The sequence below is a fragment of the Cupriavidus sp. GW822-FHT02D05 genome, from assembly GCF_058802485.1.
In genome coordinates, this window is record NZ_JBXAOE010000004.1 from 62,112 (window position 1) to 76,470 (window position 14,359).

The window sequence follows — 14,359 nt, forward strand, 5'->3', positions numbered from 1 at the left end:
AGACCACCATGCGCGACTACGCCGAGGCCATCGCCGGCTTTTCCTATGAGGCATCGCTCTCGGAGCGCCTGAGCGGCAAGCTCGATGCCATCAACGCCTGCATCGAATGCTGCGACCGCCATGCACTGCCCGGGCGCATCGCGCTGTTCTGGGAGAGCCGCGACGGCACCAGCGAGACCTATACCTTCAGCCAGTTGCAGAAGCTCTCCGCGCAGTTCGCCAACTTCCTCGCGGCGCAGGGCATCGGCCCCGGCGACCGTGTGGCTGGCCTGCTGCCGCGCACGCCGGAGCTGCTTGTCACCATCCTGGGCACCTGGCGCGCCGGTGCGGTCTACCAGCCGTTGTTCACAGCCTTTGGCCCCAAGGCCATCGAGCATCGGCTGCAAACCTCAGGCGCCCGGCTGGTGGTCACCGACGGCACCAATCGCGGCAAGCTCGATGAGGTAGAGAACTGCCCCGACGTACTCACCGTTGGCGGCGCCAAAGGCCGCGGCATCGCGCGCGGAGATTTCAGCTTCTGGGCGGAGCTTGACCGCCAACCGGCCCGGTTCGATCCGGTCATGCGCACCGGCGACGATCCGTTCCTGATGATGTTCACTTCCGGCACCACCGGCCCCGCCAAGCCGCTGCTGGTGCCGCTCAAGGCCGTGGCCGCGTTCGCGGGCTATATGCGCGACGCGGTCGACCTGCGCCCCGAGGATGCCTTCTGGAACCTCGCCGATCCTGGCTGGGCCTATGGCTTGTACTACGCGGTGACCGGGCCTCTGGCCCTGGGGCATCCCACCACGTTCTACGACGGCCCGTTCAGCATCGAGAGCACATGCCGGATGATCGACAAGTACGGCATCACCAACCTGGCCGGCTCGCCCACCGCCTATCGCCTGCTGATCGCGGCGGGCCAGGCCGTGGCCGGGCCGCTGCGCGGCAAGCTGCGCGCGGTCAGCAGCGCGGGCGAGCCGCTCAATCCGGAAGTGATCCGCTGGTTCGCCGACCAGCTCTGCGTCACCATCCACGATCACTACGGCCAGACCGAGCTCGGCATGGTGCTGTGCAATCACCACGCGCTGCGCCATCCGGTGCACCTGGGCGCGGCCGGCTTCGCCAGCCCGGGCCATCGCGTGGTGGTGCTGGACGACAACGCACGCGAGTTGCCGGCCGGCCAGCCTGGCACGCTCGCGCTGGATATGCAGCAATCGCCGATGGCCTGGTTCGCCGGCTACCACGGCACGCCCACCGGCGCCTTCGTCGGCCAGTATTACCTGACCGGCGACACCGCGGAGCTGAACCCCGATGGCAGCATCAGCTTTATCGGCCGCGCCGACGATGTCATCACCACCTCCGGCTACCGCGTCGGCCCGTTCGATGTAGAGAGCGCGCTGATCGAGCATCCGGCGGTGGTCGAGACCGCGGTCATCGGCAAACCCGATCCGGAACGCACCGAACTGATCAAGGCCTTTGTCGTGCTCGGCCCCCAATACAAGGCGAGCCCGGAGCTGGCCGAAGAACTGCGCCTGCACGTGCGCAATCGCCTCGCGGCCCACGCCTATCCCCGCGAAATCGAGTTCGTTCCCGAGTTGCCGAAGACGCCGAGCGGCAAGGTCCAGCGCTTTATCCTGCGCAACCAGGAAGTGGCGCGGCAGCGCGAGACGCAGGCGTAACGTTGCCGGCACGGCTGCTGACGCGGCAAAACATGGGGGGCGCTGCCTGGCAGCGCCCTTTTTTCCTTTCCCCCGAGTCCGCGTGTGGTTGGCAGCGCTTTTTGACAGGCCGCCAAAGACGTCCAATCTTATCGAACAAGATTGCTAACTCTTTCGCATGGCTTATTGTCCCGCGCTGTCCATACTCCATTCACATCACCACACCACGTTCTCAGGAGAACACCATGAATCGCTTCGAAGGCAAAACCGTACTGGTCACTGGCGGCAACAGTGGCATGGGCCTGGCTACCGCGCAGGCATTCGCCGCCGAGGGCGCGCGCGTCATCGTGACGGGCCGGGACACCGCGACGCTGGAGGCCGCCAAGCCCACGCTGGGCGCCAACGCGCTAGCCATCCAGAATGACGCCGGCACCGTGGACGCCGCCCGCGCGCTGGCAAAACGCCTCACCGATGAAGGCATCAAGCTCGATGCCGTGTTCATCAACGCGGGCGTCGCCAGGTTCGCACCGTTGTCGGATGTCGAGGAATCGATGTGGGACCAGACCTTCAATACCAATGTGAAGGGCCCCTTCTTCCAGATCCAGGCACTGGCGCCGCTGTTCAATCCAGGCGCATCGATTGTGCTCAACGGCTCCATCAACGCGCACATCGGCATGCCGTCATCTGCGGTCTACGCGGCCAGCAAGGCCGGCCTCATCTCGCTGGCCAAGACGCTCTCCGCCGAGCTGCTGCCGCGCGGAGTCCGCGTCAATGTGCTCAGCCCGGGCCCTGTGAGCACGCCGCTCTACGGCAAGCTCGGCCTGGACGCCGACACCCTCGCCAACACAGCCGCCCAGATCAAGAGCCAGGTCCCGCTCGGCCGCTTTGGCGAGGCGAAGGAAATCGCGGCAACGGTGCTGCATCTCTCGGCCACCGAGTCGGCGTTCATCGTCGGCACGGAGATCATCGTCGATGGCGGCATGAGCCAGTTGTGAGGTTTGAGCGGCCTAACTGGCTTAACTGGCTTAGCTGAATTGTCTGACTAAGCATCAGCAAGGAGCACTGAACACCATGAGCGAAAGCATCGCCTTTATCGTCCACCTGCCGGGTAAGCCGGAGCATCGCGACGAACTCGAATCCAGCTTGCTGCAAGTGCTGGAACAAATGGCCAAGGAGCCGGATTTCGTCAACACCTACCTGCATCGCTCGGTCGAAGACCACGATACGCTGGTGCTCTACGAGACCTGGGCTTGCAGCCCAGCATATTTCCAGACATATCACTTGAGCCGGCCCTATCGGCAAGCCTATGAGCAGGCATTGCCGAGGCTGCTCAAGCGCGAGCGCACGCTGGAATTCCTCAAGCCGCTGCGCGCGTTCGAGAAGCCGGCGGCATAAGCTCGGGCAGTTGACGTTGCCCTCATCGCGGGAGCGGGAAGACGGTCATCCGGAAGTGGAGGATGCGCTCTTTGCGCCCGCCCCGGATCGTCATCTGGATTGCGTACGGGGTACGCCGGGAGGCACCCCCACACAGTTGGGTACGCGCATGTCGACCTTGCTGCACAGCAACAAGCGGGATACCGTGTTTGTTCGGGTATCTCCCTAGGGGCTATCCAAATAGAGGGCTCTAGAATCTGCCCTTGGATGGTGCACTGCGCAAATCAGTGATGCCGCCGCCTTTCCGAATCTCATATTCGACCCGCTTGCCGCGACGGCACATCCCTTGCATGTCGGCCTGGCTGCCGGGCGATACACAGGAGAACACGCATGTTCGTTTTTTCGTCCGACCAGTTCGCTGAAGCCCAGAAAGCCCATTTCGCCAACTTGTTCGCGCTGACGAATACGGCTTTCGACGGTTTCCAGAAACTGGCCGAGCTGAACCTGCAAGCCGTGAAGTCGAGCCTGGCCGAAAGCCAGGAGACCGTGCAGGCGGCCTTGTCCGGTGGCGACCTGAAGGATGTCTTCAGCGCGCAGGGTAAGTTCGCGCAGCCGGCAGCCGACAAGGCGCTGGCGTATGCCCGCCACGTGTACGAGATTGCCTCGGCCACGCAGGCCGAGCTCACCAAGACGGTGGAAGCGCAATACGAACAGCACTACCGCAGCGTGCAAACCTTCGTCGATACGTTCGTAAAGAATGCGCCGGCCGGATCGGAGGCGATCACCGCCCTGCTGCAGCAGACGGTTGCCGCCGCCAACAACACCTACGAATCGGTGCAGAAGGCCTCGAAGCAAGCGGTTGAAACGGTGAAGTCCAACATCGAAGCATCGACCGCGGCAGCGACTGGCGCAGCCCAGCAAAGCGCACGCCGCGCTGTCAAGGCGTAAAGCACGCCCGCGCAGCGCGGCCTTCCCGTGCTGCGCGGGAGATGCGCGCATTGCCTTCGGCTACGCCCGGCGCCTTGGAGGCCGTTTCAGAATGAAGCGAAGCGGTTCTGGCCAGGCGCGCGGCCGCAGACCCTACAAGTAGATCGACCAAGGCCGCGCAACGACGCCAGGATCTCTTTGAAACGGCGCTCTTAGTGCAGGTGCCCGCCGAACAGCCCTAGCAAGCCGATGATGATCAGGTAGATTGCCACGATGTAGTTCAGCAGCCGCGGCATGATCAGGATCAGGATGCCCGCGATCAGCGAGATCAGTGGGCTGGCGTTCGTGATGGCGATCATGATGGATCCCTTTCACAGCAGTGCAATCCATGCACTGCGATGGACGCGCTGGCATGACGCCGTGGCGCGGCCCGCCAAGCCAGGATCTGGAGCGATCCTGGCTTGGCGAGGCTGTCCGCAACAGGCTTGTCGCTTGTGCGGACTTGCGCTTGCTCGCGCTTACTTGCCCTTCGGCTTCATCAGGTTTTTCGCCTCTTCGATATTCTGCTCCGCGCGCTTGGTAATCACGGCCAGCGCCTCGGCCTGCGATTTCTGCGCCATTTCCGCCAGTTCACGCATATTGTTGAACGCCTTCTGCAGGCCCTGCTGAACGAACTCGCCCTGCTTGGCCATGGCCTCGGCCGGGTTGCCGCCGGTGGTCATCTTTTGCGCCGCCGACTGGATCTCCTGCATGGTCTTGCTCAGGATCTCCGTTTGCTTCTGCACCAGTGCCTGCATGCCTTCGTAGGCCACCTTGTTGGCCTCCGTGATGGCTTCGATATCCTTGCGCCGCGCTTCGATTACCGAGGTCATATCGACCCCGGGGAGCTTGTACTGCTCAAGCAACTTGCTGAAATCGGTGAACGGATTGGACGGTATCGACATGATGCATCTCCTCGCTGGGGGTAGGTGAAGCAGGAAACTGGCCGCGCCGGGATCCGGATGCTTCTGCCCGATCCACTTCTCGATCGCGGGCGCAGTAGCTCAAGTGTAGCGCGTACCGCACGCCGCTAGGAGGGGAATGCGCCACCGTCTGCAGCCGAGCGCTGCGGAATTCACTTCAGGCCGCCCCGGCCCTCACCATGGCTTCACCGGGCCGTTCGAATTCGGCGAACGCTTCCTTGAAAACTATGAACTGGCCCGCCCCGGGGGCCGCCGATACACTCGCCCGCACCATAACGAATTGTCTTGCGGAGACCCCATGCTTCATCAGGCCCTGGCCGGCATCAAGGTGCTGGATTTGTCCCGGATACTGGCCGGCCCGTGGTGCACGCAGAACCTGGCCGACCTGGGCGCCGAAGTCACCAAGGTAGAACGCCCCGGTCACGGCGACGACACGCGCGGCTGGGGCCCGCCCTACTTGCACGCGCCCGAAGGCAGCGCGGGCGGCAATAGCGAGGCTGGCCTCTCCGCCTACTTCATCTGCTGCAACCGCGGCAAGCAATCCGTGGCCATCGACTACGCCACCCCCGAAGGCGCCGCGCAGATCCGCGAGCTTGCGCTGCAAGCCGATGTGCTGGTGGAGAACTACAAGGTTGGCACGCTGCGCCGCTACGGCCTGGACTATGAAACGCTCAAGGCGCTCAACCCGCGGCTGGTCTACCTGTCGATCACCGGCTTTGGCCAGAGCGGCCCGATGGCGGACAAGCCCGGCTACGACTATGTGTTCCAGGGCATGGGCGGGCTGATGAGCTACACCGGGCACCCCGACGGCGAGCCTGGCGCAGGCCCGCTGCGCACGGGCGTGGCGGTGGTGGACCTGACCACCGGCATGTATGCCACCTCGGCGGTGCTGGCGGCCTTGCTGCGCCGTCACGCCACCGGCGAAGGCGAATACCTGGATATCGCCCTGCTCGACGTGGCAGTCGCGCTCAATGCCAACCAGGCCTCCAACTACCTGGTGTCCGGCAAGGCGCCGCAACGCAGCGGCAATGCGCATCCCAACTGCGCGCCGTACGAAGTCTTCCGCTGCGCGGATGGCCACCTGATCCTCGCCATCGGCAACGACGCGCAGTTCGCGCGCTTCTGCGAAGTGGCCAGCCTCGGCGCGCTGGCAACGGACCCACGCTACGCCAGCAACTCGGGGCGCATCGCCAACCTGCCGGCGCTGCGCAAGCTGCTCACCGACGTGTTCCCCACCCGCGACCGGCAGAGCTGGACGCAAGCCTTCGACGCGGCCGGCGTGCCATGGGGCCCGATCCACTCCATGGCAGAAGTGTTTGCGCATCCGCAGGTCGCGCACCGCCAACTGGTGCAGCAAGCCGAGCACCCGGTGCTTGGCCGCGTGCCGATGATCCGCAACCCCATGCTGGCCGGCAGCGGTGCGCGAGCACTGGCGCCGCCGCCGCTGCTCGATGAGCACGGCCGGCGCAACGGCAGCTAGTGCCGGCGCGCACCGACACCTAAAAAGAACCCATCCGGAGACATCGCTTGAACAAACGCATCATCGCCACCACCCTGCTCGCTGGCCTGAGCCTTGCCAGCGGCGCGTACGCCTCGGCCTACCCCGGCAAACCCATCAAGCTGATCGTGCCCTACGCGGCCGGCGGCACCACCGACATCATCGCGCGCATCGTCGGCACCCGGCTCGGCGTCGTGCTCAAGCAGCCCGTCGTGGTGGAAAACCGCCCTGGCGCGGGCGGCGCCGTAGGCAGCGCCTATGCGGCCAAGCAGCCTGCGGACGGCTATACGCTGGTCATGGAAGTGGAAAGCTCGCACGCGGTCAACCCCAACGTGTACGCCAAGACAGCCTACGACCCCGTCAGGGATTTCGAACCCATCAGCAACCTCGCCGACGTGCCCAACGTCCTGGTGGTCAACCCGGCCTTCCCGGCCAGCGACCTGCCCGCCTTCATCAAGCTGCTCAAGGCCAACCCGGGCAAGTACTCGTTCGGATCGTCGGGCAATGGCGGCCTGAGCCATATGAACGGCGAGCTGTTCATGAACGAGACTGGCACCAGGATGCTCCACGTGCCCTACAAGGGCCTGGGCCCCGCGCTCAACGATGCGGTGGCAGGCCAGATCCAGGTGGTGTTCGACAACATTCCCTCCTCCTCCAGCCTGATCCAGGGCAACCGCCTGCGCCCGCTGGCGGTGGCTGCCAGGCAGCGGCTGAAGGTACTGCCCAATGTGCCAACCTATGCCGAGGCCGGCCTGCCGGCCATGAACAATCCCTCCTGGTTCGGACTGGGCGCGCCCGCCGGCACGCCGGCGGCTATCCTGGACAAACTCAACGACGCAGTGCGGCAGGTGCTGGCCGATCCCGAAGTCATCACCGCCATCGAGAAGCAAGGCGCCATTCCAGCACCGATGACGCGCAAGGCATTCGCCGAGCTGATCCGCGGCCAGAACGCGCACTGGAAGAAGGTCGTCGAAGAAATCCATTTCACAAAACTGCAGTGAGACCACGTCATGAGCCAAGCAGATAACAAGCCATACGCCGGCATCGAGATCAATGCGCTCGGCATCGCCACCCTCACCATCCGCGAGGCCGGCTCGCTCAATATCCTGAGCACGCCGGTCATCGCCGCACTGACCCAGGCCGTGGCCGAGCTCGCGGCCCGGGACGAGATCCGCGTGCTGATCGTGCAAGGCGCCGGAGAAAAAGGCTTTATCGGCGGCGCCGACATCAAGGAGATGGCCGCCCTGACCCGCGACAGCGCGCAGCGCTTCATCAGTGGCCTGCGCGGCCTGTGCGACGCGCTGCGCCACTTCCCCGTGCCGGTGATCGCGCGCATGCCCGGCTGGTGCCTGGGCGGCGGCCTGGAACTCGCGCTGGCCTGCGACATCCGCGTCGCCGCGGACAACACCCACGTCGGCATGCCCGAGGTCAAGGTCGGCATTCCGTCGGTCATCCACGCTGCGCTGATGCCCCGCCTGATCGGCAACGCCCGCGCCGCATGGATGCTGCTGACCGGCGAGATCTCCGACGCGCGCGAAGCGCTGGCCTGGGGCCTGGTGAGCAAGGTGGTGCCGCTAGCCGAACTGGACGCCGAGGTCGAACGCCTCGCCACGCTGCTGGCCGGCTTCGGCCCTGCCGTGGTGCGCCAGCAGAAGCGGCTGTTACGCGAGTGGGAAGAGGCGCCGCTGGATGTGGCCATCAACAACAGCGTGGCGGAGTTTGGCAGTGCCTTCGAGACCGGGGAGCCGCAGCGGTACATGAACGAGTTCTTGCAGCGCAAGCGCTAAGCGGTACGCGGGAAAAAGGGGCCAAGGGAGCCGGGACGGACTGTTCGCCGGCAGGAACAGTCTGTTCCGGGAACTCCCTTTTTTGCATTGTCCTTATGACGCTACATTGACGCCGCTGCGATGCCCGAGCCCATGGGGCGTCGCAAATCATAAGGAAATCAACGCAATGAAATCTCGTGCATGGCTGGCGCTGTTGCCGCTCATTCCCGGCGCCGCAATGGCGCAAGGCAGTATCACGCTTTACGGCGTGGTCGATGCCGGCATCGAATACCTGAGCCACGTGCCCAACGCCACTGGCGGCAGCGACTCCACGGTGCGCATGTCCACCGGCAACCTCTCCACCTCGCGCTTCGGCCTGCGTGGCACGGAGGACCTGGGCAACGGCCTCAAGGGCGTATTCGTACTGGAGAACGGCTTCGACCTCGACACTGGCAAGGTCAACCAGGGCGGCCGCCTGTTCGGCCGCCAGGCCTTCGCCGGCCTGCAGGCCCAGTACGGCACGCTGACCCTCGGCCGCCAACAAACGCTGCTGTACGATCTCTCGTCGGCGTTCGACCCCATGGTCATCTCGACCCGCTACTCCCTGCTGATGCACGACAAATGGATGTCAGGCCGCGCCGACAATGCCATCAAGTTCACCGGCACCACTGGCGGCATCTACTACGGCCTGCTCTACAGCACCGGCTACGACAGCACCGCCGGCGGCGAAATCGCAGGCGCATCCAAGGCAGGACGGGAATGGAGCGCCAGCCTGGGCTACACCAGCGGCCGCCTGTCCACGCGCGTGGCCTACGACGAAGTCCGCGGCAGCACGGTCACGCTGCAGGACAACCGCGAGCGCCGCGCCGCCGTGGCCGCAGCCTATGCCTTCTCGTCGGTCAAGGTGCTGGCGGGCTACCGCTACTACCGTGGCGACTTCACCACCAGTTCCCTGCGCACCAACCTCTACTGGGCCGGCGTGCAGTACCAGGCCACGCCAGCCATTTCGCTGACCGGCGCTGCGTACTACACCGACGTGCGCAACTCCTCGGCCGATCCGCTGAGCTTTGTGTTATCCGGCACGTACGCGCTGTCCAAGCGCACCGATCTCTACACAATCCTCGCTTACGCGAAGAACCGTGATGGGTCTGCGATGGGATTGTCCGGGTTCGGGCCGTCGCTGAATGCCAATGCGACGACGCTGGTGAATACCACGGAACAAGTCGGGGCCGGGCAGAGCCAGGTGGGGGCGATTGTGGGCGTGCGGCATCGGTTCTGAGCCGTTTTTCCTGCAGCGGGGGCTGTGTCGGCATCGCCGGTCTGTTCGCCGCCGGGCGCATGACCGACAGTGAGGGCTCCCATTTCATGGTTGCCTCTTGTCTTGATCAAGCACATACCCAAGTTTTGGCACGGTGCGGATGATGTGTGGCTGCCCGCCGGCGTGACTCAACTTCCTGCCCGTCCTGTGACTTCCCCTTCGTGCCCACGCGTTTCACGACCTGGCGCAGCAGAAGGTGATCGACAAGGCCATGGCCGACAAGAGAAAGGCGAAGCTCGGGCCGGCCAGCGGCGCGCAGCCAATGCTGCCGCTGGCGAAGAGACACAGCGGTCATCCCTGAATCCTGGCGGGTGGCGAGCGTATCGGCATGACGAGGCCAGATCGATCGCATCGCCACCGGGTCCGGCGCCGGCGGTCAGCCTGAGGCCGCCAGCCACGAGCTATCGCGGTGCGACCGTGACCCTTTCCTCGCTGCGCGTATGGCGCGCGACTTCGCCCGCCTCCAGGCGCAGCGGCTTGCGGCCAAAGCCCGTATAGAGGGCGAGCTGGTCGCTGTAGTGCGGTGAGCGGGTGCCATCTGGCGCGACGAACCCGCTCTGCCCCGGTGCCACCACATCCCATGCCTGCGTCTTGCCGGCAGCGGCGGCACTGCCGAACACGATCAGGTCATTCTCCGTCCCGCGATTCTGGTACTCCGGCACACGGATGGCTTCGGCCGCATCCGCCTGCGGAATGCCGAAGAAGTTGTTCGCGCGGAAGGTGAGCATCACGGCTGGCGGTTGCCAGCGGGCGATATCGTCCCCGTACTTGGCCGACAGCGATGTCCAGGTGTCGCCCAGTGCGGCGCGAATGACATCGTCTGGCGCAGCGCCGCCAAACAGGTCCACGCGCTGGGCAATGGCCGAGCGAGATCCCAGCAACGCCTCATAAAGAACCTTGCTGCCCGTGCTGAGGTTCAGCGAGCCGGTGGGCCCATCCTGCGTCGTCTCATAGCCGCTGGCCATGTACCACTTGTCGAAGGGCGCGGGAACCGCCTTGACGACGGTCCTTGCCAGCATCGACGTGAGCCAGGCGTTCATGATGGCTGAGCCGGGCTGGGCATACGTTCCGGTGTCGCGCGGGTCGTCGTTGATGCCACTCCAACCCGCCAGCGTATCGGCGAGGCGGCGGCGCGGATCATCGGCAGGCAGCGCCGCCGCGGCATTGCGGATGAATGGCAGGAAGTGCCGCACGTTCAGGTCCGAGCGGCTGGTGTCCTTCAGGATCTGCCAGGCATCGTCGCTGTCAAGCGTCGCGTGCGCCTCGATGCGATGCTGGATTTCGACATTGCGGTCCGCTGCACCCCACAGGAAGGCAAACAGATCAGAGGCCGGGTAGCCCTTCTCAGGCGAGTTGTTCCAGTTGGCGATATAGCCGGAGCGCGGGTTGTAGACCTGCGGGTTGGTGGAGAACGGCAGCACGCCGCGCCAGTCCCATTCCCCGGTACCGGGCACGGGCAGGCGCGGGTCATGGCCTGTCCGACGATGTGGATAGGCGCCGGTGTGTGCGTATCCGATATTGCCCTGGCGGTCCGCGTAGTACCAATTGATGGTCAGGGCCTGTCGTGCAGCCTGGGCCGTCCAACTCTTCCAGTCATGCGCCTGCGCCTGATGGGTCCACGCCAGGAGCGACTGCACTTCCTTTCCGCTCCAGGCGCGTGCCTTGGCATAGGCAGTGTGCGTGGCGTCGTCCCGCTGCATGACGATGCCGTGCACGGTGCGGTAGACGTCGAGTATCACGGGCGCGCCATCCTTGACGTGGATGATCTCGGCGCGCTTTTGCATCTGCACCCACTTGCCGTTGTGCCAGTAGAAATCAGGCCGAGCGGGGTCGACGCGCTCGGCGAACATGTCGATGTCGTCGCCGAAGCCGGCGGTCGATCCCCATGAGATCTTGCCGTTGTGGCCAAACAGGATGCAAGGGTAGGCAAACGGCGTATTGCCGACGATATCGAAGCCCGCGCCATGCAGGCCGATACCGTAGGTGTAACCCGGGTTGAACCAGCCAAACTGTGGCCCATTGAGCATGATCGCCTTAGCGCCGCGCGCACGCTGCTTGCCGATCACCCACATATTGCTGGTGGTCGGGAAGCCGGCAGGGCCGTTGGCGCCGCTCTGCGCATACTGGGCGAACACGGTGTCGCGGTTGGCCTGCGTGTCGAGCGCGAGCAGCATGCCGTCGTCGCCGCGCGCGGGCCGCTCCGCCATCGGCGGCGGTCCGTCGTAGCGTGGCAATGCGTAGGCAAGTTCGCCGGTGCCTGCCGGGGCGCCGAGCCGTATCGGGTAAGTACGCTCGCCGGCCGCGATGGTGGTGACCGCCTTTGGATTGACGAGCCACTTCAACTGCGTGAACAGATCCATGCCACGCGCTTCACCATACCGGTCTTTCAGGGCAGTAAGCAACGCCAGGTTGTCCACCTCGCTGGTGCTGTCGGAGAAGCGGTTCGCCATGGTACCGACGAACACCATCGCCACGTCGAATGCGCTCCAGTCTGACGGCTTGAAGCCCGCATCGTTGAACTGCTTTGGCATCAAGGTGTCAGGCCGCGCACGGACTTGCGCGATCCACGCATTCATCCCGGCGGCATAGCCATCGAGGATGTCACGCTCCCTCTTCGGCAAGGCCGCGATTTGTTGCTCGATCGCCGCGGGCCAGTAATTGCCGCGCGTTGCCAGGTCGAACTTGACGAACTTCTCGCCCAGCACCTCGGCCACCGTTCCTTGCGTGCTGCGCTTTGCCATCTCCATCTGGAACAGCCGGTCTTGCGCGACGGCATAGGCATAGCCATAGAAAAGTTTGTAGGCGGTATCCGCGTAGATATGCGGCACGCCATACTCGTCCCGCTTGATCACGACCTGCTGCGCGGCATGGGACGAGGCCGCATGCGCCGTCGCAAGACCAATGGGAATATCCGCGATGCCGCCGAGGGCGAGGATGACGGCAGTCGATGCAAGGCGGGCAAGGCGGGGGCGCAGGGTCATGATGTCTCCGGGGTCTTTTTTTCTTCATGGCGCCGGCACATCCTAAAATAAACCGACCGGGCGGTCAATTAATAAAGACGCATCTGCCCATGCATCGATGTCGCGTATAGGCAGCAGCGAATCGCTGGTAAGCGACGCTTGGCAACCGGGCGGAAACTAGCCGAGTTGTGGAGGCGGGAACAGGATTAAGCGGCTTCGCTCTCGTGGAACCGCTTTTTCAGGGACGTATCCCAGTCCGGAAGGAACGAGTCGGAATGGAACGTCCTCGCCCATGAAATGCAGTCAGCGTCACGTCCAGGATCGGTGACAGACGGTAATTTGCATCGTTGAAGCGGCAGTACCCTGGCGCGCCTGGCGGAATGCTTGCGAAGTCATCCCGACTCGCCCACCAAGGTGTGCGCTCGGGCTCCGGAGCGGCGGGAAGATGGTGCCTCTGACCCCTAGGGCAAATTTCTGCCGGGAAGTGAAGGCGTTCTTCCGCGTGCGCCACTGGCGCGCACTGCTTGTCGGTTGACGGCTCGCGTGCGGTTCCTGTCCCGGCCTGCTGCATTGAGCCCATGGCTGTCGGGCAGGCTGCGGCCGCCCAGGTGATTGTCGGCGCGGCCACCGAAAGCACCGATCCTCACTTCCTCGCCCATCCCCCCGACAACATGCTGCGCCTGGGCGGCTCCCGAGGTCGCCGCCAGCGTGGCAATCGCCATCAGGGCAAACGAGTAGATCTGGTTCATGCGATTTTCCTGCTTGTTATGTTGTACGGCATGCCGCTGTATTGGCGGCCGCAGTCTTTTGGGGCTCGGGGAGCATAGTGCGACGGGCCTCCCTCGGTTGTAATCAATTGTTAGTACCTGGCAGGTGCGAGGGTGAAAAGCCACAATGCACGCCCCGTGGCGTGCTGGCCCGGCTATTGCGCCTGCCTTTCACGTCATTTTCGAGGGGCCGACTCTACAGAATCGCGATGCCGCTGCCGTTAATGGAGACGGCCGTCTACAACAAGCCCTTCGCCCCGAAAGATCTCGCGATCCATGAATCCCAACCGGCCAGACCAGACCCAACCGATTACCTTCCAGTGGGCGCTCGCGCTCACCTTCGTGGCCTGGTTTGTCGAGGTGATATTGACCATGTTGCTGCGCCCGGCCTTGCTGCGCAGCGGCATGCAGCCAATGGCCGCCGCCAGTCTCATTCGCGTGGCCTGCTATGGGCTGGTGTTCAGCACCTTGCTGCATGCCAGCGGGTTGAGCTATCGCAAGCTGTTCCACGAGGGCAGCGCCAGCGTGGCGGCCACGCTGGGCCTGTTGGGCCCGCCGATCCTGCTGATGGTGCCGCTGATCCTGCTGCTGGACGGACTGGCCATGGTCGGCATAGAGGCGCTGTTCCCATTTTCCGCCGATGATGCGCGCATGATCACGGAGATGACGAGCGGGGGCATTGGCATCTGGGTGCTGGTGTGCGTGATCGCGCCGTTCGTGGAGGAGATGTTCTTCCGCGGCATCCTGCTGCGCGGCATGCTCCGTCGGTACGTGCGTGCCGATGCCACCGTGTATTCGGCCTTCGTCTTCGGCGTGGCGCACCTGAATATCTACCAGTTCGTGATTGCGTTCGCCATCGGGCTGTTCGCGGCGGCGCTCTATTGCCGCACGCGTTCGCTCTGGCCTGGCATTGTCCTGCATGCGGGCCTGAACACCGGCGTCATGATCTCAGCCGCGATGGCGCCGGAAAGCACGGCGCTGGAAGCGCCGGTCGGCGTGTGGGCGTTAGCCGTTCCATTGGGGCTGGCCGGGGCCTGGATGCTACGCCGGCTGCTCTGGTACCCGCGTGGCGTGGGTGCGACCGAAGGCCAATCCTGACATCCCGATTTCTCCCTGCTGGCAATCCACGAGGCCGGTGCCCCGGGCAAAC

13 protein-coding genes are annotated in these 14,359 nt (G+C 64.6%); 9 read left to right on the forward strand and 4 right to left on the reverse strand.

The features are described from left to right. Positions 1–8 precede the first annotated feature (8 nt). The 4 genes from AC1RQK_RS06825 (at position 9) to AC1RQK_RS06840 (ending at position 3,959) form a co-directional block, all read left to right on the forward strand. Positions 9–1,658 (forward strand): acyl-CoA synthetase, encoded by a 1,650-nt coding sequence (locus AC1RQK_RS06825; protein WP_492808168.1) that lies wholly within the window; start codon positions 9–11, stop codon positions 1,656–1,658. A 224-nt stretch (positions 1,659–1,882) separates the two neighbouring features. After that, entirely contained in the window at positions 1,883–2,632 is a 750-nt protein-coding gene (locus AC1RQK_RS06830; RefSeq protein WP_492808169.1) for an SDR family oxidoreductase, read from the forward strand. A 76-nt stretch (positions 2,633–2,708) separates the two neighbouring features. Then, on the forward strand, positions 2,709–3,032 hold the full coding sequence (locus tag AC1RQK_RS06835) for a putative quinol monooxygenase (RefSeq protein ID WP_492370425.1): 324 nt from the start codon (positions 2,709–2,711) through the stop codon (positions 3,030–3,032). A 369-nt stretch (positions 3,033–3,401) separates the two neighbouring features. Then, positions 3,402–3,959, forward strand: coding sequence for a phasin family protein (locus AC1RQK_RS06840; protein ID WP_492370426.1), 558 nt, complete (start codon positions 3,402–3,404; stop codon positions 3,957–3,959). A 191-nt stretch (positions 3,960–4,150) separates the two neighbouring features. Here AC1RQK_RS06840 and AC1RQK_RS06845 read toward each other — a convergent pair whose 3' ends face one another. Both AC1RQK_RS06845 and AC1RQK_RS06850 read right to left on the reverse strand, forming a co-directional pair. Continuing rightward, entirely contained in the window at positions 4,151–4,297 is a 147-nt protein-coding gene (locus AC1RQK_RS06845; RefSeq protein WP_174426797.1) for a DUF3096 domain-containing protein, read from the reverse strand. Positions 4,298–4,456: 159 nt separating this feature from the next. Further along, complete coding sequence (locus tag AC1RQK_RS06850) at positions 4,457–4,882, reverse strand: phasin family protein (protein ID WP_492370427.1); 426 nt, start codon at positions 4,880–4,882, stop codon at positions 4,457–4,459. Between the two features lie 316 nt (positions 4,883–5,198). On the opposite strand from AC1RQK_RS06850, the gene AC1RQK_RS06855 reads away from it, so the two are divergent. The 4 genes from AC1RQK_RS06855 to AC1RQK_RS06870 all read left to right on the forward strand — a co-directional run bounded on the left by AC1RQK_RS06855 (position 5,199) and on the right by AC1RQK_RS06870 (position 9,443). After that, complete coding sequence (locus tag AC1RQK_RS06855) at positions 5,199–6,380, forward strand: CaiB/BaiF CoA transferase family protein (RefSeq protein WP_492370428.1); 1,182 nt, start codon at positions 5,199–5,201, stop codon at positions 6,378–6,380. A gap of 47 nt (positions 6,381–6,427) precedes the next feature. Next, positions 6,428–7,399 carry a Bug family tripartite tricarboxylate transporter substrate binding protein gene (locus AC1RQK_RS06860; RefSeq protein ID WP_492808171.1) on the forward strand — a complete coding sequence of 324 codons (972 nt, stop codon included), beginning with the start codon at positions 6,428–6,430 and terminating at the stop codon, positions 7,397–7,399. 9 nt (positions 7,400–7,408) lie between these two features. Further along, positions 7,409–8,185 carry an enoyl-CoA hydratase gene (locus AC1RQK_RS06865; RefSeq protein WP_492370430.1) on the forward strand — a complete coding sequence of 259 codons (777 nt, stop codon included), beginning with the start codon at positions 7,409–7,411 and terminating at the stop codon, positions 8,183–8,185. A gap of 166 nt (positions 8,186–8,351) precedes the next feature. Further along, the gene (locus tag AC1RQK_RS06870; RefSeq protein WP_492370431.1) at positions 8,352–9,443 is read left to right on the forward strand and encodes a porin; all 1,092 of its coding nucleotides are present in this window, start codon (positions 8,352–8,354) and stop codon (positions 9,441–9,443) included. A 440-nt stretch (positions 9,444–9,883) separates the two neighbouring features. Here AC1RQK_RS06870 and AC1RQK_RS06875 read toward each other — a convergent pair whose 3' ends face one another. Both AC1RQK_RS06875 and AC1RQK_RS06880 read right to left on the reverse strand, forming a co-directional pair. Continuing rightward, positions 9,884–12,463: a penicillin acylase family protein gene (locus tag AC1RQK_RS06875; protein ID WP_492808174.1), complete on the reverse strand. Its 2,580-nt coding sequence runs from the start codon at positions 12,461–12,463 to the stop codon at positions 9,884–9,886. Positions 12,464–12,903: 440 nt separating this feature from the next. Continuing rightward, on the reverse strand, positions 12,904–13,191 hold the full coding sequence (locus AC1RQK_RS06880) for a hypothetical protein (RefSeq protein ID WP_492808176.1): 288 nt from the start codon (positions 13,189–13,191) through the stop codon (positions 12,904–12,906). A 294-nt stretch (positions 13,192–13,485) separates the two neighbouring features. Here AC1RQK_RS06880 and AC1RQK_RS06885 point away from each other — a divergent pair, with 294 nt between their 5' ends. Further along, the gene (locus AC1RQK_RS06885) at positions 13,486–14,307 is read left to right on the forward strand and encodes a CPBP family intramembrane glutamic endopeptidase (protein ID WP_492808178.1); all 822 of its coding nucleotides are present in this window, start codon (positions 13,486–13,488) and stop codon (positions 14,305–14,307) included. Positions 14,308–14,359: the final 52 nt, after the last annotated feature.

Coding starts and splice junctions, on each gene's coding strand:
- AC1RQK_RS06825 (WP_492808168.1), top strand. CDS start 9: ATGCGCGACTACGCCGAGGCCATCGCCGGCTTTTCCTATGAGGCATCG.
- AC1RQK_RS06830 (WP_492808169.1), top strand. CDS start 1,883: ATGAATCGCTTCGAAGGCAAAACCGTACTGGTCACTGGCGGCAACAGT.
- AC1RQK_RS06835 (WP_492370425.1), top strand. CDS start 2,709: ATGAGCGAAAGCATCGCCTTTATCGTCCACCTGCCGGGTAAGCCGGAG.
- AC1RQK_RS06840 (WP_492370426.1), top strand. CDS start 3,402: ATGTTCGTTTTTTCGTCCGACCAGTTCGCTGAAGCCCAGAAAGCCCAT.
- AC1RQK_RS06845 (WP_174426797.1), bottom strand. CDS start 4,297: ATGATCGCCATCACGAACGCCAGCCCACTGATCTCGCTGATCGCGGGC.
- AC1RQK_RS06850 (WP_492370427.1), bottom strand. CDS start 4,882: ATGTCGATACCGTCCAATCCGTTCACCGATTTCAGCAAGTTGCTTGAG.
- AC1RQK_RS06855 (WP_492370428.1), top strand. CDS start 5,199: ATGCTTCATCAGGCCCTGGCCGGCATCAAGGTGCTGGATTTGTCCCGG.
- AC1RQK_RS06865 (WP_492370430.1), top strand. CDS start 7,409: ATGAGCCAAGCAGATAACAAGCCATACGCCGGCATCGAGATCAATGCG.
- AC1RQK_RS06870 (WP_492370431.1), top strand. CDS start 8,352: ATGAAATCTCGTGCATGGCTGGCGCTGTTGCCGCTCATTCCCGGCGCC.
- AC1RQK_RS06875 (WP_492808174.1), bottom strand. CDS start 12,463: ATGACCCTGCGCCCCCGCCTTGCCCGCCTTGCATCGACTGCCGTCATC.
- AC1RQK_RS06880 (WP_492808176.1), bottom strand. CDS start 13,191: ATGAACCAGATCTACTCGTTTGCCCTGATGGCGATTGCCACGCTGGCG.
- AC1RQK_RS06885 (WP_492808178.1), top strand. CDS start 13,486: ATGAATCCCAACCGGCCAGACCAGACCCAACCGATTACCTTCCAGTGG.